The sequence below is a fragment of the Ruegeria sp. AI3 genome (genome assembly GCF_056541245.1).
The window spans coordinates 1-19,594 of record NZ_JBQFYA010000016.1 but is presented as its reverse complement, the minus strand read 5'-3'; the positions used below and the strand labels follow the sequence as shown (position 1 = coordinate 19,594).

General features: G+C 59.2%; 17 protein-coding genes. 10 read left to right on the top strand and 7 right to left on the bottom strand.

Annotated features, from left to right (window positions below):
• The first annotated feature begins 83 nt into the window (after nucleotides 1-83).
• From ettA to ACRZ95_RS20060, 4 genes are all read left to right on the top strand, one after another.
• Entirely contained in the window at nucleotides 84-1,751 is a 1,668-nt protein-coding gene (ettA, locus tag ACRZ95_RS20075; protein ID WP_170678842.1) for an energy-dependent translational throttle protein EttA, read from the top strand.
• A gap of 48 nt (nucleotides 1,752-1,799) precedes the next feature.
• Nucleotides 1,800-2,579 carry a DUF4145 domain-containing protein gene (locus ACRZ95_RS20070; protein ID WP_170678840.1) on the top strand — a complete coding sequence of 260 codons (780 nt, stop codon included), beginning with the start codon at nucleotides 1,800-1,802 and terminating at the stop codon, nucleotides 2,577-2,579.
• Nucleotides 2,580-3,060: 481 nt separating this feature from the next.
• Complete coding sequence (locus ACRZ95_RS20065) at nucleotides 3,061-3,267, top strand: cold-shock protein (RefSeq protein WP_170378838.1); 207 nt, start codon at nucleotides 3,061-3,063, stop codon at nucleotides 3,265-3,267.
• Between the two features lie 151 nt (nucleotides 3,268-3,418).
• Nucleotides 3,419-3,973: a L,D-transpeptidase gene (locus tag ACRZ95_RS20060; protein WP_170378840.1), complete on the top strand. Its 555-nt coding sequence runs from the start codon at nucleotides 3,419-3,421 to the stop codon at nucleotides 3,971-3,973.
• A 6-nt stretch (nucleotides 3,974-3,979) separates the two neighbouring features.
• Here the strand turns inward: ACRZ95_RS20060 and ACRZ95_RS20055 are convergent, their stop codons facing one another.
• On the bottom strand, nucleotides 3,980-4,645 hold the full coding sequence (locus ACRZ95_RS20055; protein ID WP_170678838.1) for an arylesterase: 666 nt from the start codon (nucleotides 4,643-4,645) through the stop codon (nucleotides 3,980-3,982).
• Nucleotides 4,646-4,671: 26 nt separating this feature from the next.
• On the opposite strand from ACRZ95_RS20055, the gene ACRZ95_RS20050 reads away from it, so the two are divergent.
• Entirely contained in the window at nucleotides 4,672-5,367 is a 696-nt protein-coding gene (locus ACRZ95_RS20050) for an ATP-binding cassette domain-containing protein (RefSeq protein WP_170468773.1), read from the top strand.
• Nucleotides 5,364-7,892 (top strand): FtsX-like permease family protein, encoded by a 2,529-nt coding sequence (locus ACRZ95_RS20045; protein WP_170678836.1) that lies wholly within the window; start codon nucleotides 5,364-5,366, stop codon nucleotides 7,890-7,892. The genes ACRZ95_RS20050 and ACRZ95_RS20045 overlap by 4 nt, the downstream gene beginning before the upstream one ends.
• Nucleotides 7,893-7,896: 4 nt before the next feature.
• Here ACRZ95_RS20045 and ACRZ95_RS20040 read toward each other — a convergent pair whose 3' ends face one another.
• Nucleotides 7,897-8,343: an Rrf2 family transcriptional regulator gene (locus tag ACRZ95_RS20040; RefSeq protein ID WP_170378848.1), complete on the bottom strand. Its 447-nt coding sequence runs from the start codon at nucleotides 8,341-8,343 to the stop codon at nucleotides 7,897-7,899.
• Between the two features lie 95 nt (nucleotides 8,344-8,438).
• Between ACRZ95_RS20040 and ACRZ95_RS20035 the strand changes: the two genes are divergently transcribed.
• Entirely contained in the window at nucleotides 8,439-9,050 is a 612-nt protein-coding gene (locus ACRZ95_RS20035) for a gamma-glutamylcyclotransferase family protein (protein ID WP_480555476.1), read from the top strand.
• Between the two features lie 10 nt (nucleotides 9,051-9,060).
• Here the strand turns inward: ACRZ95_RS20035 and gltX are convergent, their stop codons facing one another.
• On the bottom strand, nucleotides 9,061-10,386 hold the full coding sequence (gltX, locus tag ACRZ95_RS20030) for a glutamate--tRNA ligase (protein WP_170678831.1): 1,326 nt from the start codon (nucleotides 10,384-10,386) through the stop codon (nucleotides 9,061-9,063).
• Nucleotides 10,387-10,705: 319 nt separating this feature from the next.
• Here gltX and ACRZ95_RS20025 point away from each other — a divergent pair, with 319 nt between their 5' ends.
• Nucleotides 10,706-11,638: an MBL fold metallo-hydrolase gene (locus ACRZ95_RS20025; RefSeq protein ID WP_170678829.1), complete on the top strand. Its 933-nt coding sequence runs from the start codon at nucleotides 10,706-10,708 to the stop codon at nucleotides 11,636-11,638.
• A 4-nt stretch (nucleotides 11,639-11,642) separates the two neighbouring features.
• Here the strand turns inward: ACRZ95_RS20025 and ACRZ95_RS20020 are convergent, their stop codons facing one another.
• From ACRZ95_RS20020 to ACRZ95_RS20010, 3 genes are all read right to left on the bottom strand, one after another.
• Complete coding sequence (locus tag ACRZ95_RS20020; RefSeq protein ID WP_170678976.1) at nucleotides 11,643-12,974, bottom strand: NAD(P)/FAD-dependent oxidoreductase; 1,332 nt, start codon at nucleotides 12,972-12,974, stop codon at nucleotides 11,643-11,645.
• A 161-nt stretch (nucleotides 12,975-13,135) separates the two neighbouring features.
• Complete coding sequence (locus tag ACRZ95_RS20015) at nucleotides 13,136-13,357, bottom strand: hypothetical protein (RefSeq protein ID WP_480527608.1); 222 nt, start codon at nucleotides 13,355-13,357, stop codon at nucleotides 13,136-13,138.
• A 321-nt stretch (nucleotides 13,358-13,678) separates the two neighbouring features.
• Nucleotides 13,679-15,337 carry an NAD+ synthase gene (locus ACRZ95_RS20010; protein ID WP_170678827.1) on the bottom strand — a complete coding sequence of 553 codons (1,659 nt, stop codon included), beginning with the start codon at nucleotides 15,335-15,337 and terminating at the stop codon, nucleotides 13,679-13,681.
• 130 nt (nucleotides 15,338-15,467) lie between these two features.
• On the opposite strand from ACRZ95_RS20010, the gene ACRZ95_RS20005 reads away from it, so the two are divergent.
• Entirely contained in the window at nucleotides 15,468-16,976 is a 1,509-nt protein-coding gene (locus ACRZ95_RS20005; RefSeq protein ID WP_480555499.1) for an MORN repeat-containing protein, read from the top strand.
• Nucleotides 16,977-16,980: 4 nt separating this feature from the next.
• Here ACRZ95_RS20005 and ACRZ95_RS20000 read toward each other — a convergent pair whose 3' ends face one another.
• Nucleotides 16,981-17,646 carry an SDR family NAD(P)-dependent oxidoreductase gene (locus ACRZ95_RS20000; RefSeq protein WP_170678825.1) on the bottom strand — a complete coding sequence of 222 codons (666 nt, stop codon included), beginning with the start codon at nucleotides 17,644-17,646 and terminating at the stop codon, nucleotides 16,981-16,983.
• Between the two features lie 291 nt (nucleotides 17,647-17,937).
• On the opposite strand from ACRZ95_RS20000, the gene ACRZ95_RS19995 reads away from it, so the two are divergent.
• Nucleotides 17,938-19,506: a 2-isopropylmalate synthase gene (locus ACRZ95_RS19995; protein ID WP_170678823.1), complete on the top strand. Its 1,569-nt coding sequence runs from the start codon at nucleotides 17,938-17,940 to the stop codon at nucleotides 19,504-19,506.
• Nucleotides 19,507-19,594 lie beyond the last annotated feature (88 nt).

Here is a 19,594-nt window from a genome sequence, read left to right as displayed (position 1 = left end):
TCACGAAACCACCAGCTTGCCCCGCCCGCTCCGCTTGGATATCAAGCGTTTCAACCCAATTTCCCCGACCCAGAGGACGCGACATGGCCGCCTATCAATATGTCTACCACATGCAGGGTGTCTCAAAGACCTATCCCGGAGGCAAGAAGTGCTTTGAAAACATCCACCTGAGCTTTCTGCCCGGCGTGAAAATCGGTGTCGTCGGCGTCAACGGCGCGGGTAAATCGACACTGATGAAGATCATGGCCGGCCTTGATACGGATTTCACCGGTGAGGCATGGGCGGCTGAAGGCGCCAAGGTGGGCTATCTGCCACAGGAACCGCAGCTGGATGAATCCCTGACCGTCCGCGAAAATGTCATGCTGGGCGTGTCCGCGAAAAAGGCCAAGGTCGACCGCTTCAACGAGATCGCCATGGAGATCGCTGAGAATTACTCGGACGAGTTGATGGAAGAGATGACCACCCTCCAGGACGCGATCGACGCGGAAAACCTGTGGGACCTCGACAGCCAGATCGACGTCTCGATGGAGGCGCTGCGCTGCCCGCCGGACGATGCCAACATCGCCAACCTCTCGGGGGGTGAGAAACGCCGCGTGGCGCTGTGCAAGCTGCTGCTGGAAGCACCCGACATGCTTCTGCTCGACGAACCGACCAACCACCTGGACGCCGAGACCATCGCCTGGCTGCAACAGCACCTGATCGACTACAAGGGCACCATCCTGATCGTCACCCACGACCGTTATTTCCTGGATGACATCACTGGCTGGATCCTCGAACTCGACCGCGGCCGTGGCATTCCGTACGAGGGCAACTACTCCGCATGGCTGGAACAAAAGGCCAAACGGCTGGAGCAGGAAGCCCGCGAAGACAAGTCCAAGCAGAAGACCCTGCAACGCGAGTTGGAATGGATGCGTCAGGGCCAGAAGGCCCGCCAGGCCAAATCCAAGGCCCGGATCAACGCCTACAACGAGTTGGCCGAACAGTCCGAACGCGAAAAGCTGACCCGCGCCCAGATCGTAATACCCAACGGCCAGCGCCTTGGTGGCAAGGTGATCGAGGTCGAGGGCCTGTCGAAACACATGGGCGACAAGCAACTGATCGAAGGGCTGGACTTCGCCCTGCCCCCCGGCGGCATCGTCGGCGTCATCGGCCCCAACGGTGCCGGTAAATCGACCCTGTTCAAGATGCTCACCGGTCAGGAACAGCCCGACAGTGGCACCATCACGCTGGGCGACACGGTCGAACTGTCTTATGTCGACCAGTCCCGCGACGACCTTAAGGATGGCGATACCGTGTGGGAGGCAATCACCGGCGGCGCCGAGATCATCCAGCTGGGCGACGCGCAGGTCAATTCCCGCGCCTATTGCTCGTCCTTCAACTTCAAGGGCGGCGACCAGCAGAAAAAGGTCTCGCTGCTGTCAGGTGGTGAGCGCAACCGCGTCCACATGGCCCGCCTGCTGAAAGAGGGCGGTAACGTCCTGCTGCTCGACGAACCGACCAACGACCTCGACGTCGAAACCCTACGCGCACTGGAAGACGCGCTGGTCGACTTCGCCGGCTGCGCCGTCGTCATCTCCCACGACCGCTTCTTCCTCGACCGGATTTGCACGCACATCTTGGCGTTCGAAGGTGACGCGCACGTGGAATGGTTCGAGGGCAACTTCGAGGACTACGAAGAGGACAAAAAGCGCCGTCTGGGACCGGATGCGCTGGAGCCCAAGCGGTTGAAGCATAAGAAGTTTGCGAGGTAGCTGATCTACCTAGAAATTAGGTCCATCACATTCCAAACGAGAGTACAAATGTCATTCAATTGGACCTGTCCTTACTGTAGCCAAACTCAAACTGTGACACGCGAACGCATCTCCTCCGATCGTTTTCATTTCCTCGTTGGCGAAACTGCTTGGGGCTTCTTCGGGTTAGAGGGACAAGCCATTTGCTGCTCAAACCCTGATTGTCTTAAAGTGACTGTGGACGTTAGCTTATTACCTGCGGAAAAATATTCACAGTATGGTGTCAACGCACTAGATGGACGGTTTTTTTCGTCTGAAGCCGACCCAATGCTTCACGAAAGACTTATACCGCGCAATTCCGCTAAGCCCCAACCTGATTTCATTCCGATTGCGTTACGCCAAGACTATATCGAAGCTTGCGAAATTCGGGACCTAAGCCCGAAAGCTTCCGCGACTCTTGCAAGACGATGCTTGCAAGGAATGATCCGTGATTTTTGCGAGATTAGGAAAGGTCGTCTAGTCGACGAGATCAATGAACTTCAAAAAAGAGTTGAAGCCGAAAAGGCTCCCAAGGGTGTATCGGCGGAAAGTGTAGAAGCTATTGATCATGTTAGGAAAATTGGCAACATAGGCGCTCATATGGAAAAAGACATCAATACTATAATTGATGTTGATCCACAAGAAGCACAGATTCTCATTGAGTTGATCGAAAGTCTTTTTGATGAATGGTATGTAGAAAGAGAGCGAAGAAAAAAGCGCTTCGAAAAGCTTGGTGAAATAGCCGCCAAAAAAGAAGCGCAGAAGCAAATAGCACAGGAAAAACCCATACAAATCAAGGGTCCCGAATAGGCGCAGCAGGTAGCAAGCGTAGGATGGGGTTTCACCCCATCACTCACTCAACGACCCTACCCGAGCACACGCACGATCTGTTCCCGCGCACCAAACAATATGCTATGCAAACTCCGACCTCTCAAATGATGGGGTGAAACCCCATCCTACGGCTCTCCGAACGCGCCCTCGGTGACCATACCGCTCCACTCCGGATCAACCCTGCCCGCGCGAATATCGCGATGGAGAGACGAATGCGGTGGAGCCAAAGGTGAAATTTCGTCGGCGGATTCACGTTCAAATCACCCGTTACGCCCTGAATTCACAGCGCATCCTGTTCAATCCACTCTTGCCACACCCGCACCCCAATGCCATATCCAAAGGGCTAACGTTTTTCTATTTCGACCCACTGTCTCCTTCTACGGCGCTCAGTCATTCGATCCAGACCGACGACGCCAGGCTGCCGCATCCACGTGGGCAGCACTAAACAGGAGACACGGACATGCCTGCAGGCACCGTAAAATGGTTCAACACCACCAAAGGCTACGGCTTTATCGCACCCGAAGATGGCGGCAAAGACATCTTCGTTCACATCTCGGCTGTCGAGCGTTCGGGCCTGACCGGTCTGGCCGACAACCAGAAAGTCACCTATGAGCTGCGCTCGGGTCGTGACGGTCGCGAAAGCGCAGACAATATCGAACTGGCATAAGTCACTCAGACGGGCGGGGGTAAACCCCGCCCTTTTTTGTGGCCGAAAGGCCTCATATCACAATTTCGTAATATCTGCCCCATAATTGACCAATTAAGATATCATTCTGGAATTCGAGTGATGATTTTTCAGGTCAATTCAAGAGGCGCACATGTTTACACGTCGTGTTTTTCTGGCCGGAACGGCCCTGAGCCTTCTCCCCGGTATTGCCGTTGCCAAGAAGGCTGCCGAGTATGATCCCACACCGCAATTTGTCCGGATCAAAAAGCAGTTTCAGCCGGGGCAACTGCTGGTCGTGCCGCGATCATTCTACCTGTACTACGTGACCGAACCGCGCAAGGCGGTCCGCTATGGCTGTGGTGTCGGCAAAGCCGGGTTGGAGTTCACCGGCACTGCGACCATCGACGTGAAGAAGGAATGGCCCACCTGGCGTCCCACGCAAGAGATGATCGAGCGGGATCCGGTGGCCTATGCCCGTTTCAAGGATAACGACTATGTTCAGCCCGGCGGGGGCGACAATCCGTTGGGCGCGCGCGCACTCTATCTATTCCAGAACGGGGTAGACACCTATTTCCGTATCCACGGCACAACGCAGCCCCAGACGATCGGGCGGGCCGCGTCGAACGGATGTATCCGGATGATGAACGAACACGTGGTAGATCTCTACAACCGTGTGCCGATCGGAACGGTCGTCACAGTGGTTTGACGGCCCCTAGCCCTGTTCACCCGACATCTTGACCAGTTCCAGCACGGATGGGCCAAGCGCCTCAACAATCCGCGCGACGCCTTGGGCATTCGGGTGAATCCTATCAGGCTGCATGTATTGGCTGACTGCGTTCGGATCACCACTCGAGGCGAGACCGTCAAAGAAACTCTCGGCGAAGAGGACATCAAACTGTTCAGCCAAATCCGGGTAGATCGTGTCGAACGCCTGTTTGTAGTCCGGACCATAGTTGCCGGGGGCCTGCATGCCGATCAGCAAAACGTCGACATCGCTTGTTTCAGCCGCGCTCAGGATTGCGGTCAAGTTGGCGCGCGACAGATCGGGATCGAGACCGCGCAGCAAGTCGTTGCCACCCAGCGCAACGATCATCGCGTCCACATCCGGCGTCAAAGTCCACTCGACCCGCGCCGCGCCGCCCGCCGTTGTATCCCCCGAGACACCTGCGTTGATCAAACGAACCTCGGCCCCGTTCGCCTGCAGCCAGCGTTCCAGCTGTGGGACAAACCCATCCTGTTCGACCAGCCCATAGCCTTGGGTTAGCGAATCCCCCAATGCGGCAATCACCACGGGCTCGGCTGTTGCAGTATAGCCCCAACTGACAAACAGCCCTGAAACCAGAACCTTGCGCAGAGCTACAAACGCTCCATATCCCAATTGACTGCCCTCCGATGGAAAGACCAATGACTTCAGCTGTTCTTACGCTCCAAAATGCCTCTTTGTCTCTAGATGGCAATGCCGGGCGGGTCGATATCCTGCATGAAATCTCTCTGTCCGTGACGAAGGGTGAGAGTCTGGGGCTGATCGGGCCATCCGGGTCGGGCAAATCTTCGCTTCTGATGCTGATGGGCGGGTTGGAGCAAGCGACCGGCGGTCGCGTCTCGGCTTTGGGTCAGGATCTGACGACAATGGATGAAGATACTCTGGCCCGCTTTCGACGCGACACGATGGGTATCGTGTTCCAGAACTTCCATCTGATCCCCACCATGACGGCACTGGAAAACGTTGCCACCCCACTGGAGCTGGCTGGCCACAAGGACGCATTCACCCGCGCCGAAGCAGAACTCGACACCGTCGGTCTGTCCCATCGGCGCGACCACTATCCGGCGCAATTGTCCGGGGGTGAGCAGCAGCGGGTTGCCCTGGCCCGCGCCTCGGCCCCGCGCCCTCAGATCCTGCTGGCGGATGAGCCGACGGGCAATCTGGATGAAACCAACGGTGCTGCAATCGTCGATCTTTTGTTCGGTCTGCGGGACAAGCACGGCGCGACCTTGGTATTGGTCACGCACAGCCCATCGCTGGCGGCGCGCTGCGACCGCGTTGTGCGCCTGCGCGATGGCCGCATCTCGGATGAGACCAAGCAAGAGGCCGCGGAATGAGTCTGCGACTGGCCGGACGGCTGGCACGTCGTGAACTACGCGGAGGCCTGCGCGGCTTTCATATTTTTCTCGCCTGTCTCGCCCTTGGGGTTGCCGCCATCGCTGCGGTCGGCTCGGTCCGCTCGGCCATCCAGACAGGGTTGACGCAGGAAGGGGCTGCCTTGCTGGGCGGAGACGCGCAGCTTGAGTTCACCTATCGCTTTGCCAGCGACGAAGAACGGCGCTGGATGGACGAGACCGCGCAACAAGTGTCCGAGGTTGTCGATTTCCGGTCGATGGCTGTCGCCGCGCAAGACACCGGAACCGAGCGGGCGCTGACACAAGTCAAAGCGGTAGATGGCGCTTACCCTTTGGTGGGATCTGTCACTCTGGCCCCAGAGATGCGACTGGACAACGCTTTTGCGGGCGCAGACGGCCTGCCTGGTGCCGTCATAGCCCCCGCATTGATCGATCGGATGGGGCTGACGGTCGGCGATCGCTTCGCCTTAGGCACGCAGGAGTTTGTCCTGATGGCGGCCTTGCGTCATGAACCGGACGGTGCGGCGGACGGATTCGCCCTTGGGCCAAGAACACTGGTCCGAACTGAAGACTTGCAGGCCTCCGGCCTATTGGCACCGGGCACGCTGTTTTCGACCAAATACCGCCTCGATCTGCCCAGAGGCACTGATCTTGCAAACCTCTCCCAGCAGGCCAAGGAAGCCTTCGATGGCACCGGCATGCGCTGGACCGACGCCCGCAACGGGGCACCCGGCATCACTGAATTCGTCAACCGCCTCAGCGCGTTTCTGGTTCTGGTCGGCATTTCAGGGTTGGCAGTCGGAGGCATAGGCGTATCCGCAGCCGTCCGAGCCTACCTGTCTCAGAAGACCGAAACCATCGCCACCTTGCGTACCTTGGGGGCCGACCGCGCGACGATTTTCCAGACCTACATGATCCAGATCGGGCTGTTGTCGGGCATCGGAATAGCCATCGGCGTCACATTGGGCGGGGTCCTGCCGCTGGCTCTGGCCCCAATGATCGAAAACCTGCTGCCGATTCCGGCGGTTTTCGCCCTCTACCCGCAAGCTCTGGCCGAGGCTGCGATCTACGGCATTCTGACCGCCTTTCTGTTCACGCTCTGGCCATTGGCCCGCACCGAGGAGGTGCGCGCCGCCACTCTCTTCCGTGATGCGCTGACCACGGCCCGCGCCCTCCCCCGACCCATCTATGTCATGGCCACCGGTTTCGGGCTGCTCCTGCTGATTGCAATCGCCGCGTGGTTCAGCGGCTCGGCCCGACTGACGCTCTGGACCAGTGCTGGCTTGGTGGGCGCGCTCATCCTTCTGTCCCTGTCGGCCATCGCGATCGGCCGCATCGCCCGCGCTGGCAAACCCGCCGCGCGTGGCCGCCCTGCCCTGCGATGGGCGCTCTCGGCCATTTCCGACCCGCGTGAGGGCGCGGCATCGGTGGTCCTGTCCCTAGGTCTCGGCCTGTCTGTTCTGGCCGCCGTTGGACAGATTGATGGAACCTTACGCAATGCGATCTCGGGCAACCTGCCGGATGTCGCGCCGTCCTATTTCTTTGTCGACATCCAAAAGGACCAGATGCCGGGCTTCACCGAACGTCTTGAAACCGACCCATCCGTCAGCCGGATCGAAAGCGCACCGATGCTGCGCGGCATCATAACCCAGATCAACGGACGCCCCGCGCGCGACATAGCCGGGGACCATTGGGTTCTTGAAGGCGATCGAGGTATCACTTACTCGACCCGCCCGCCCGAAAACGCCCGCGTTACAGCAGGCGATTGGTGGGCCGAAGACTATTCCGGAGAACCGCAAGTCAGCTTCGCCGCTGAAGAGGCCGCGGAGATGGGCCTGACCCTTGGGGATGAGTTGACGGTTAACATCTTGGGCCGAGATATCACGGCCCGCCTGACCTCATTGCGCGAGGTCGACTTTTCGACTGCGGGTATGGGCTTCATCATGTCCATGAACCCTTCGGCGCTGGCCGGGGCACCACACAGTTTCATCGCCACCGTCTATGCCGAGGAACAGGCCGAAACCGCGATCCTGCGCGATCTGGCTAACCAGTATCCCAACATCACCGCGATTCGGGTGCGGGACGCTATTGACCGGGTGTCGGGCCTGCTGGCCGGGTTGGCAGCGGCAACCTCCTACGGGGCAGGTGTCTCGCTTTTGACCGGGTTTCTGGTTCTGATCGGCGCAGCCGCCGCCGGAGAGCCTGCGCGACGCTACGAAGCTGCGGTGCTGAAAACACTCGGGGCGAACCGGCAGCGCATCCTGCAAAGCTTTGCTCTGCGTGCTGTCTTGCTGGGAGCAGCCGCTGGGGGAGTCGCCCTTCTGGTCGGAATTCTGGGGGGCTGGGCCGTCGCCACCTATATCTTCGACACCGGCTATACAGTTATCTGGCCTTCAGCCGTTGGCATCGTATTGGCCGGAATGGTCGTGACATTGGGTGCAGGGCTTGCCTTCGCCCTGCGGCCGCTATCGGTAAGACCAGCCCGCATCCTTCGCGCCAGCGATTGACCCCTTAGCGCACGCAGGCGACGGGTTGCAGGATTTTCAACAGAGGATCGTTGTCGCAAACCAAAGCATCCAGCGTGATATCATCCAACGAGGCATAAAACACCTCAGCAGCGTCCTTCAACGCCAGCTTCAATCGGCATGCATCGGTCAGAGGGCAGGTGTTGTCGGCATCCGCAAAACACTCGGCAATCGGCAATGCGCCTTCCACATCCCGGAACACCGCCCCCACCCGGATCTCATCAGCCGAGCGCGCCAGCGACATGCCCCCATTGCGGCCCCGTTGTGTGCTGAGATAGTTCAGCTGGCTCAACTGGTTGATCACCTGGGCCAAATGGTTCTCGGAAATGTTGCAGACCTCGGCGATCTCGGCCTTGGTCACCAGCCTCTCGGGATGCGCCGCGCAATACATCAACAGGCGCACGGCAATATTCGTCCGTTTGGTAATCCGCATAAGGGCCTCCCTAAATCAATGATGTGATCTTATTGCATGTCCGGCAAAAAAGCGGTTTGACATACATCAATCGACCCAAAGGACATCTCGCGCTGATGGCAGACCCCTATTTCTTTGGCTATGGCAGCCTCGTAAACTTGGCCACACATGACTTTCCCGATCCTCGGCCTGCAAAGCTCAAAGGTTGGCGGCGGGCATGGAAGCACACCGACTTGCGCTCGGTCGTGTTCCTGACGGCGGTACCTGATCCTGATTCCGAGATCGAAGGTATGATTGCCCACGTACCTAAAAACGACTGGGCCGCGCTGGATGAGCGTGAGTGGGCCTATGACCGCATCCCCGCCACGCCGTCAGTCACGCATTCGCTTAAGCAGGATGTTGAAATCGCTGTTTATGCAGTGCCGCAGGACCGACACAATGCGCCGACAGATCATCATCCGCTACTGCTGAGCTACATCGACGTCGTTGTGCAAGGATATCTGCGTGTTTTTGGGCCGGACGGGGTCGACCGGTTCTTCGCAACAACGGATGGCTGGGACGCACCTGTCGTGAATGACAGGGCCGAGCCAAGATACCCGCGCCACCAACAGCTCAAACCTGACGAGACAGACTTTGTTGACGATCGCTTGCGCCGGGCGTCGGTGCGGGTCATCCAACCGCACCAACAAAAAGAAGCAGACGAACTGCCCGCCTCTTTCAAGTTCTAAGGCCCGGCAATCAGCCTCGCGCGCGGATCACTTGCAACAGCGGCAAGAGTGCCGCCATCTCAGGCCCGCGCTCCATCCCGGTCAGCGCCTTGCGCAGCGGCATGAACAGGCCCTTGCCTTTGCGGCCCGTGGCCTCTTTGACGGCCTTGGTCCAAGTGCCCCAGGTGTCGCCATCGAAGGGGCCTTCTGGCAATAGCGCAATTGCCTCAGCGATAAAGTCACGATCCTCATCGGCGATCAGAGGTTCGGCCCCATCCCGGCACAGCTCCCACCATCCCTTGAGGTCAGCCAGAGTGGTGATGTTCTCGCGCGCCATGGCCCAGAACGGCTCAGCCAGTTCAGCAGGAACGCCCGCCTCGGCAACGGCGTCTGCAACATCCCCCAGCGGCAGCGATTGCAGGTGCTTCGCAGTCAGCGGGAACAGGTCCTGCACATCAAACTTGGTCGGAGCCGCGCCAAAACGGTTGATGTCGAACCCGTCGATCAACTCGGCCATCTCGGACCGCAGCTCAACCGGATCAGACGATCCTAAACGCGCCATCAGGCTCAGCAGCGCCATCGGCTGCACGCCCTGTTCGCGCAGATCACGCAGGGCCAGTGTGCCCAGACGTTTCGACAGCGCCTCGCCCTGAGGGCCGGTCAACAGAGAATGGTGGGCAAAGCGCGGGCAAGTGCCACCCAGCGCCTTGATGATCTGAATCTGCGTTGCGGTGTTGGTGACGTGGTCCGAGCCACGCACCACATCGGTCACGCCCATCTCGGTATCGTCCACGACAGACGCAATCGTGTAGAGAACCTGCCCATCGCCCCGGATCAGGACAGGATCGGAAACCGAGGCCGCATCAATCGAGATATCACCCAGGATGCCGTCATTCCACTCGATCCGCTCGTGATCCAGTTTGAACCGCCAGACGCCATTGCCACGCTCGGCGCGCAGCGCGTCTTTCTCGGCCTCGCTCAGGTTCAGCGCGGCGCGGTCATAGACCGGCGGCTTGCCCATGTTCAGCTGCTTCTTGCGCTTGAGGTCCAGCTCAGTCGGCGTCTCGAACGCCTCGTAAAACCGGCCCATCTCACGCAACTTGTCGGCGGCTTCAGCGTAGCGGTCCAGACGCTCGGACTGACGTTCGACCCGATCCCACTGCAGACCCAGCCACTCAAGATCCTGTTTGATCGCGTCGACATATTCCTCTTTCGAGCGCTCAGGATCGGTATCGTCAATACGCAGTATGAAGGTACCGCCTGCCTTGCGGGCGATCAGGTAGTTCATCAGAGCGGTGCGCAGGTTGCCCACATGGATGTAACCGGTGGGCGACGGGGCGAAACGGGTGGTTGTCATGGGTGTCTCCTGTTGGCGCGGCTCTTGTCACAACGGCGCGTTTTTGTCCAGCAGGCGTTTCGGATTGCCTAAAGCGTTTCGGGTTTAGCTTGACTCATTAGGTGACACGAATGTCCCGAGAACGCTGAAAGCGTGGCAGGGTATTCGTGTCTCAGGTTAAACCGAAACGCTGTAGGCTCCACGGGCACCCCAGATCGCAAGATGAACAAATATTAACACGCAATGTTCATCCACGCAGACTAAGTACCGGTGTATAAAGTGGCACGCGACCCGAAGCGAACTACCTTTTTCGCTGGCGTTCTGACAGGGAGACCAAGAAATGGCCATCAATTTAACACGCAGAGCGGCCTTGGGCGCCGCAGCAGCCCTTCCATTTGCATCCGCAGCGACCCCTCTTTTGGCCGCCGGAGCCGAGACAAAGGCGAACTCGACCATCGCAAGATCATTCCAGCTGGGCGACTTCACGGTCACAACCCTGCTGGATGGCAGCCTGCCACGCGATGGTGCGCAGGAAATCTTTGGCGGCGGCGCATCGGATGAGGATTTCGCCAAAGTATCAGCCGAAAACTTCATCTCGCCTGACGTAGCACAATTCTTTTTCACGCCGACCCTGGTGAACACAGGCTCGGAACTGATCCTTTTCGACACCGGGCTTGGTCAGGGCGGCATTCAGGCCGCTTTGGCAGATGCAGGTGTCACGCCTGATCAGATTAACGTGGTCGTGCTGACCCATATGCATCCAGACCACATCGGCGGCATGACCACAAACGACGCGCCGACATTCCCCAATGCCCGCTATGTCACTGCGGCACCCGAATATGATTTCTGGTCCGCTCAGGAAGCCGGGAACCGGGTCGGCGATCTGGTTGCTGCCAAAGTCACCCCTCTGGCGGAGAAGATGAGTTTTATTGAGGATGGCGGAGACGTGGCCTCGGGCGTGACGGCGATGGCGACCTTTGGACATACCCCCGGTCACATGGTCTACCACCTGGAAAGCAACGGTCAGCGCCTTATCCTGACTGCGGACCTTGCCAATCACTATGTCTGGTCCTTTGCGCACCCCGAATGGGAAGTTCGGTTCGACATGGACAAAGCCGCCGCAACGGAATCACGCCGTAAGATTTTGGGCCTGCTGGCCGCCGACAAAGTACCGATGATCGGCTATCACATGCCCTTCCCGGGCGCTGGCTATGTCGAGACCCGAGGCGACGGCTTCCGCTTTGTGCCCGTCAGCTATCAAATGATGGGCTAAGCCTTCAGTACCCAGGGTCCGGCCGGACCTTTGAGCCGTCGGTGAAACGAGACAGGCGAAACGCGGCCGGATCCACACAGGGCGTTCTGTGCATGACCAGATCTGCCATCAGCAGGCCCGCGCCGGGGCCAATGCCGAAACCGTGGCCGGAGAAGCCGGTGGCAATGAACAGACCCGGCAGATCATCGACCGACGACATCACTGGGATCGCGTCCGGTGTCACATCAATCATCCCCGCCCAGCTTTGGACGATCTCGGCCTGCTCCAGCGCCGGATAACTCTTGCGCGCATTCGCCCACGCGCCACGGATGACCTTTTGCGACGGCTCTGGATCCAGCACGCGGCAATGTTCGAACGGAGTCACATCAGTGGGCAGCCAGCGCCGATCCTCGCGCGCCTCGGTCGTCCAACGGCCTGACAGGCGAAAGCGCAGCGATCTCCATTCCTGTGCGAAGGCTGGCAGGAACTTGAGGGCCAGCCGGAAACTGTCGGGCACGATATCCACCGTGTTTTCATGGCCCGAAGCGATGGTATAGCCCCCATCCGCCCGCTTTCGGATTGCAAACCCATCCGACCAAAGCGCGACCTCGGGCCCCTCGACCACCGACGACACGCGCATGACTGTGTTCAGCACCTTCAGTTGAGGCAGGTCGATCCCAGCATTTCCCGCAAACAAGCGCGACCACGCCCCACCGGCCAAAACAACCCGGTCACACGCCACTCGGCCCCGTTCGGTGAACACTCCGGCGACGCGGCCCGCTTGCATATCGACGCTACGGACGGCGCAATTGGTCATGATGATCGCCCCGCGATCACGCGCGGCCTCGGCGATGGCGGGGGCGGCCCATTGCGGCTCGGCCCGACCGTCTTGCGGCATGTAGAGACCGCTAGATATTTCCGACTGCGCACCGGGCATCAGATCGGCCAGTTCCGCACCAGCGACGATCCGCGCGCCAGTGTCCAACCCGTCGACATGGCGCATCCAACGTTCAAGATTGCGCGCATCCCGCTGGCCTGAGGCCCCGAACAGAATCCCTGACTGCGTATAGCCGATCTGACGTCCGATCCGGTCATCCATCCCGCGCCAAAGCCGCAGCGACTCTTGCATCAGAGGGATCTCCCTCGGGTCGCGCATCCCAAGACGCACCCATCCCCAATTGCGAGAGCTTTGCTCGCCCGCGATCTGACCCTTTTCACACAACAGGACCGAAACACCCCGCTCAGCCAGCTCCAAGGCCGTGGATACACCAATGATACCGCCGCCAATCACGACGATATCGGTTTGTTTCGGCAATGAGAGATCGGAGTCGAAGACAGTAGGCTTGGGACCGGGCATCAAAAGCTCATGGACAATCGCATGGACCGCCATGGAGACCGACCGCTGTGCTACTGGCAACCGGTTTTTTGAGGTTCACAAAAGGATTGTGCAGACCTGTGGCGCGCGCGCCAAAGGTGTCGCGAAATACGCCGCACCTCCTACGACTTTAGCCTAGCGATTTACGCCGCGCCTGACAGCTCAGCCCATTTCTGACGCAGATTGGCCGAGAACCCGCTGGCCTTGGGCTTTGACCCGGTCCGGACCTCTTCCTGGGGGACAAGATCAGGGAATTCAGGACGCTTCATCGGCGCGACATTCTGCTGACCTGCATCTTCCCTCAACATGTCCGCAATGGCCGCATCCAGTTTCTCCTCGTCCAACTCTTGGGGAGGAGATTCCATCGTATTCAGCGCACGCGGCGCGTGAAGCGATTTATCATATTGCTCATTCATAGTAACACCACACTGTTCACTCAGACATCCCACCCGGATGTTACGTCGTCAGGCTAAAAACAGTTTGCCATGACCCTGCGCCCCTCGCAGCAATACGTCACACCCGCCTCACATGAGGCAATATCCAAGCATAAATGTGGCGGAAAAATGTCGCAAAAACAAGGATAGCCTGCGGATCACCCCGGGAAATGAACGGGGCACGCGCCCTATCGGAAACAATCCGAGAAATCAGAGTATCGCTACCCCATAACGGGAAACAATGTGCCTTATTTACCCCTGATCACGCCAACGATTCACAATTGGATAGCGGCGATCCAACCAGAAGGCCCGGCTGGTCAGGCGCGTGCCGGGGGCGGACTGAAACCGTTTATACTCGCTGATGTAAATCAGATGCTCGACCCGTTTGGCATCGGCCTCATCGAAACCGGCCGCAACACAATTGGCGATCGAGCCATCCTGATCGACCAGGATATCCAGAATGCCATCCAGAACCGGATAGTCCGGCAGGCTGTCGCTGTCTTTCTGATCTTCGCGCAGCTCGGCGCTTGGGGGTTTGTCGATGACCGACGGTCGGATGACCTCGCCTTCAGGCCCCATCATCCAGTCGCGATGATTGGCGTTGCGCCAGCGGCAGGTCTCGAACACGCGGGTTTTGTAGAGGTCCTTGATCGGGTTATAGCCCCCGTTCATGTCGCCGTAGATGGTAGCATAACCAACCGCAACCTCGGATTTGTTACCGGTGGTCAAAAGCATCTCACCAAATTTGTTCGAGATCGCCATCAGCAACACACCTCGCAGGCGGGACTGGATGTTCTCTTCGGTCAGATCGGCATCGCGACCGGCAAACAAAGAGGCAAGTGTCTCGGTCACCGCCGCGCGGCTGTCCGAGATCGGCACATAGTCATAGTGAACGCCCAGCGCCTTAGCGACCGCCTCGGCATCGTCCAGCGAGGTTTGGCTGGTGTATTCCGATGGCAGCATCACGCAACGCACATTGTCAGCGCCAATCGCGTCAACGGCAATGGCCGCAACCAGGGCTGAATCGACCCCGCCTGACAGCCCGAGAACCGCCTTTTTGAAACCGGTCTTGCCCATGTAGTCACGCAAGGATTGGACCATGGCGCGGTAGTCTTGCTCCCACACATCCGGTTGGGGGACGATCTCGGCCGGGACGATGCGCCAGCCGTCATCGCCACGCTCAAGGTCCACGTGGCGTATCGCTTCGTCGAATACGGGCATGCGGAAGGCAAGCTCACCACCCGGGTTAAGACCGAAAGTTGCTCCGTCAAAAACCTGATCGTCTTGCCCGCCAACCATGTTCAGATAGATCAGCGGCAGGCCGGTCTCGACCACGCGGACCACCATGTGGTTCAGACGCACATCGTATTTGTCCCGGAAATAGGGCGAGCCGTTGGGGATCAGCAGAAACTCGGCCCCGGTTTCCTCCAGCGTTTCAGCCACATCCGGATGCCAGCCATCTTCGCAGATCGGACTGCCGATGCGGAAATTGCCCACCGAGTACGGCCCACCCAGCGGGCCGGAATCATAAAGACGCACCTCATCAAACACGGTCTCGTTCGGCAGATGGTGCTTCAGGGACTTGCTGGTGATTCGGCCACCATTCAGGATCAGATACGCGTTGTAGAGGCTGTCATCTTCTACCCACGGCCCGCCGATGGCGATGGCGGGACCCTCGGCGCAGTCCACGGCCAGCGCCTCAATCGCGGCCATAGCAGCGCGGTGAAACACGGGCTTCATCACAAGGTCCTGCGTGTTGTAGCCGGTGATGAACATCTCGGGGAAGGCCACCATATCGGCCCCGGCCTCGCGGGCCTCGTGCCACGCTGCGCGTGCTTTGGCGGCATTGCCGGAAATATCCCCCACGGTGGGGTTAAGCTGCGCCAGAGTGATGCGGAAACGGTCGGCCATGCTGCCCTCTTGCCTTCGTCAGTCCTTTTGCATTTAGCAGATCACCGCGCGAGTGAAAGGGCCATGCGGCAAAAGCCGTTGCTCTGCCCGTGACGGTCCCTTAGTTTTGCGCCGAAGAAAGCAAGCAATGATGATCGGGCAGGCAGGAACAACAATGGATGTGATCCGAAATTCGATTGCTGCAGGGGCCATGACCCTGATCGCAGCGGCAGCCTTTGCACAGGACGGAACCGTCATCGTCAAGGATGACGAGGTCGGAGGCGTCTATGAAGGCACCTTCCTGAACGGCTTGCGGCACGGGACCGGGTCGTATCGGCTACCCAACGGGTTCGAGTATTCGGGCGAATGGATCGAAGGCAAGATTCAGGGGCAAGGCACGGCGCGCTTTGCAAATGGCGCGATCTACGAAGGTACATTCGCCGATGGCCAGCCAGACGGCCAGGGCAAGATCACCTATCCCGATGGCGGCACCTACGAAGGGACGTGGTCCAACGGGGCCATCAACGGAACCGGCGTGGCCCAATATGCCAATGGCCTGCGATATGAAGGCGCGTTCAAAGACGCGCGCCATCACGGCAAGGGCACTCTGTCCGACCCCAACGGATACGCCTATGAGGGCGACTGGGTTGAGGGTGAAAAGCAGGGCATGGGCAAGATCACTTCGGCCGATGGATCTGTCTATGAAGGTGAGATCGAACAGGGTCAGCGCCATGGTCAAGGTCGTCTGGTTCAGTCGGACGGCGTTGAATATGACGGTCAGTGGCAGAACAACGTGATGACAGGCACCGGGCGGCTGACGCTGGCCAACGGGGATGTCTACGAGGGCGCATTGCTGGACGGGCGCCGTCAGGGCAAAGGCAAGGAAACCTATGCCAACGGCAACGTCTATGAGGGCGACTACGAAGACGATCAGCGCCACGGCAAAGGCACCTTCACCGGGACAGATGGCTACAGCTATACGGGCGACTGGTCCCGTGGTCAGATCGAAGGTTTTGGTGAGATCACTTATCCCGACGGCTCAACCTATATCGGCGAACTCAGCGCGGACCTACCGCATGGCAAGGGTCAGAACACATATCCTGACGGTACCATCTATGATGGTGAGTGGGTTGCGGGCGTGTTCGAAGGTCAGGGCAAGGCCACATATCCAAACGGCGTCGTCTATACCGGCGAGTTCCGGAATGCGGTCAGCCATGGCACCGGCATCGTCACTTTCGCCAACGGCTATCGCTATGAGGGCGAATGGGTTGATGGTGCGCGACAGGGCAAAGGCAAGGCCAGCTACGCGGACGGCACGATCTATGACGGAGATTTCCTGAATGGCAAGCGCCACGGCAAAGGCACGATCACAACGCCTAGCACCTTCACCTACACGGGCGATTGGGTTGACGGCAAAATCAGCGGAGTGGGTGTTGCGACCTACAGCACGGGCGATGTGTACGAAGGCGGCTTCCTCGACAACAAACGCCACGGCGAAGGCACCATGCGCTATGCCAACGGCCAAGAGGAGTCTGGCGTGTGGGACAATGACGCCCTGCCTGCGCGAAGCGCAACAGAAGAAGCGCCCGCGCAAGAGGATCAACCCGATCAGGCCGAAAACGCTGAGGAACCAGCGCAGGCTGAACCATCCGACGGTTAACTTGCTACCACGGAACGGGTTTTCCGGCCCAGTCGAAGAACCCACCCGTGTCATCGGTCGTTAGACCGTTGACCACGTTTAGCAAATTCTGAGCGGCTTCTTCAGGCTCTACCGCCGGATGCCGACCAAGGTATTTCTGCGTGAAGGCCGTTTTGACGGTGCCGGGATGCAAAGACACGCAGATCGCCTGTTTGTGCGTGCGCGAAAGTTCGATCGCCGAGGTATGGACGATCTGATTCACCGCAGCTTTTGCGGCCCGGTAACTGATCCAACCACCGATCCGGTTGTCCCCGATCGACCCCACACGCGCCGACAGGACACCAAAAACAGATCGCCTGTCGCGTGGTAGCAATCTGTGCCCACGGCTGAGGACCAAAGCCGGACCAACCGCATTCAACGCAAACTGATCCATCATGGCCTGTGCCGATACAGCGCGGATCGTCTTTTCCGGCTCCGCCCCGTTGATCTCCAACGCGCCTGAGACCACCAGAACCAGATCGAACGGGTCAGGCAAGTCATCCAAAACCTTCAGCGCCTGTTCCGGTTGGGTCAGGTCAAACCCGTCAACCGACCGGGACAGGCTAGTCACCTGCATCCCGTGCTCCTCAAGATGCGTGCAAAGCGCCGAGCCAATTCCTCCAGAGGCACCTATAACCAAAGCTGTTTTCATCTCTAACGACCTAGCGGCGGCAATGGCTGGATCAATGATGGGTCCCTAAGAATTCGCACAGAAAGGACCACGTCCTAATTTTGGTTCTTTTCATTCCGCGCAAGCTGGGTATAACCTCATCCTCATGATCAACCGCGCAGATATCCTTGTTGCCGACACCGCCCTTCGCGGTCCGTCGCTGCGTGGCCTACTGATCCTAATCCGCCTCTGAGCGTGCCAACCGGCGCGCCCGCTCAGAGGAGGACGCTAGCGCGCCAAGAGGCTTTAGGACAGAAGAAGAAAGAGAACCCCATGACTAACGTGACCGACCAAGACCGCGTCTTGATCTTCGATACCACTTTGCGCGACGGCGAGCAGAGCCCCGGCGCAACCATGACCCACGACGAAAAGCTCGAGATTGCCGAGCTGTTGGACGAAATGGGCGTCGACATTATCGAAGCCGGTTTCCCTATCGCATCCGAGGGCGACTTCAAGGCCGTATCCGAGATCGCGCAACGTTCGAATAACAGCCGTATCTGCGGTCTGGCCCGTGCGAACTTCGCCGACATTGACCGCTGCTGGGAGGCGGTGAAACACGCCGAGAAGAACCGTATTCACACCTTCATCGGCACATCCCCCCTGCACCGCGCCATTCCGAACCTGACGATGGACGAGATGGCCGAGAAGATCCACGAAACCGTCAGCCATGCGCGCAACTTATGTGAAAACGTGCAGTGGTCACCGATGGATGCGACGCGGACCGAGTGGGACTACCTTTGCCGTGTAATCGAGATTGCGATCAAAGCGGGCGCAACCACGATCAACATCCCTGACACGGTGGGCTACACCGCCCCGGTGGAGTCGGCTGACCTGATCAAACGCCTGATCGAGACCGTACCGGGCGCGGATGAAGTGATCTTTGCCACCCACTGCCACAACGACCTTGGCATGGCGACCGCGAACTCTCTGGCCGCTGTTGCAGGTGGTGCGCGTCAGATAGAATGCACCATCAACGGTTTGGGCGAACGCGCGGGCAACACGGCTTTGGAAGAGGTTGTAATGGCGCTGCGCACCCGCAACGACATCATGCCTTGGCACACGGGCATCGACACCACCAAGATCATGCATATCTCGCGCCGCGTGGCGACTGTGTCCGGCTTCAACGTGCAGTTCAACAAAGCCATCGTCGGCAAGAACGCCTTCGCACATGAAAGCGGCATTCATCAGGATGGGATGCTGAAGAACCGCGAAAACTTCGAGATCATGCGCCCCGAGGACATCGGCCTCTCCGGCACCTCTCTGCCCTTGGGCAAGCACTCGGGCCGCGCCGCGCTGCGCGACAAGCTCGAGACGTTGGGATTTGACGTCGGTGACAACCAGCTCAAGGACATCTTCGTACGGTTCAAGGATCTGGCTGACCGCAAGAAAGAGGTGTTCGACGACGACTTGATCGCCTTGATGACCATGGACGAGCATGACGACTACCTGCAGCTTGTATCGATGAAAGTGACCTGCGGCACCGGTGGTCAGGCCGAGGCAACTGTTGAGCTTGAGATGGACGGCAAGGACATCATCGCCACCGAACATGGCGACGGGCCTGTGGATGCAACGTTCAAAGCGATCCGCGCGATCTACCCCAACACAGCCCGGTTGCAACTGTATCAGGTCCATGCCGTCACCGAAGGCACCGACGCGCAAGCCACAGTCTCGGTCCGCCTGAGCGAAGACGGCATGATCGCAACCGGCCAATCGGCCAACACAGACACGGTCGTTGCGTCAGCCAAGGCCTATATCCACGCGCTGAACCGCCTGATCGTTCGCCGCGAGAAAACCGGCCCCGGCGCAGACACGCGTGAGATCAGCTACAAAGACCTGACCTAGAAACGGCAAAGGGCTCCCGCACCCGCGGCGGCCCGGCTTCGCCGACCCATCTTGGGTTTTGGGCCCGGCAGCGCGCCTGCGGCGCGCT

Coding starts and splice junctions, on each gene's coding strand:
- gltX (WP_170678831.1), bottom strand. CDS start 10,386: ATGACAACCACCCGTTTCGCCCCGTCGCCCACCGGTTACATCCATGTG.
- ACRZ95_RS20070 (WP_170678840.1), top strand. CDS start 1,800: ATGTCATTCAATTGGACCTGTCCTTACTGTAGCCAAACTCAAACTGTG.
- ACRZ95_RS20050 (WP_170468773.1), top strand. CDS start 4,672: ATGACTTCAGCTGTTCTTACGCTCCAAAATGCCTCTTTGTCTCTAGAT.
- ACRZ95_RS20060 (WP_170378840.1), top strand. CDS start 3,419: ATGTTTACACGTCGTGTTTTTCTGGCCGGAACGGCCCTGAGCCTTCTC.
- ACRZ95_RS20025 (WP_170678829.1), top strand. CDS start 10,706: ATGGCCATCAATTTAACACGCAGAGCGGCCTTGGGCGCCGCAGCAGCC.
- ettA (WP_170678842.1), top strand. CDS start 84: ATGGCCGCCTATCAATATGTCTACCACATGCAGGGTGTCTCAAAGACC.
- ACRZ95_RS20000 (WP_170678825.1), bottom strand. CDS start 17,646: ATGAAAACAGCTTTGGTTATAGGTGCCTCTGGAGGAATTGGCTCGGCG.
- ACRZ95_RS20015 (WP_480527608.1), bottom strand. CDS start 13,357: ATGGAATCTCCTCCCCAAGAGTTGGACGAGGAGAAACTGGATGCGGCC.
- ACRZ95_RS20040 (WP_170378848.1), bottom strand. CDS start 8,343: ATGCGGATTACCAAACGGACGAATATTGCCGTGCGCCTGTTGATGTAT.
- ACRZ95_RS20065 (WP_170378838.1), top strand. CDS start 3,061: ATGCCTGCAGGCACCGTAAAATGGTTCAACACCACCAAAGGCTACGGC.
- ACRZ95_RS20020 (WP_170678976.1), bottom strand. CDS start 12,974: ATGCCCGGTCCCAAGCCTACTGTCTTCGACTCCGATCTCTCATTGCCG.
- ACRZ95_RS20045 (WP_170678836.1), top strand. CDS start 5,364: ATGAGTCTGCGACTGGCCGGACGGCTGGCACGTCGTGAACTACGCGGA.
- ACRZ95_RS19995 (WP_170678823.1), top strand. CDS start 17,938: ATGACTAACGTGACCGACCAAGACCGCGTCTTGATCTTCGATACCACT.
- ACRZ95_RS20005 (WP_480555499.1), top strand. CDS start 15,468: ATGATCGGGCAGGCAGGAACAACAATGGATGTGATCCGAAATTCGATT.
- ACRZ95_RS20010 (WP_170678827.1), bottom strand. CDS start 15,337: ATGGCCGACCGTTTCCGCATCACTCTGGCGCAGCTTAACCCCACCGTG.
- ACRZ95_RS20035 (WP_480555476.1), top strand. CDS start 8,439: ATGGCAGACCCCTATTTCTTTGGCTATGGCAGCCTCGTAAACTTGGCC.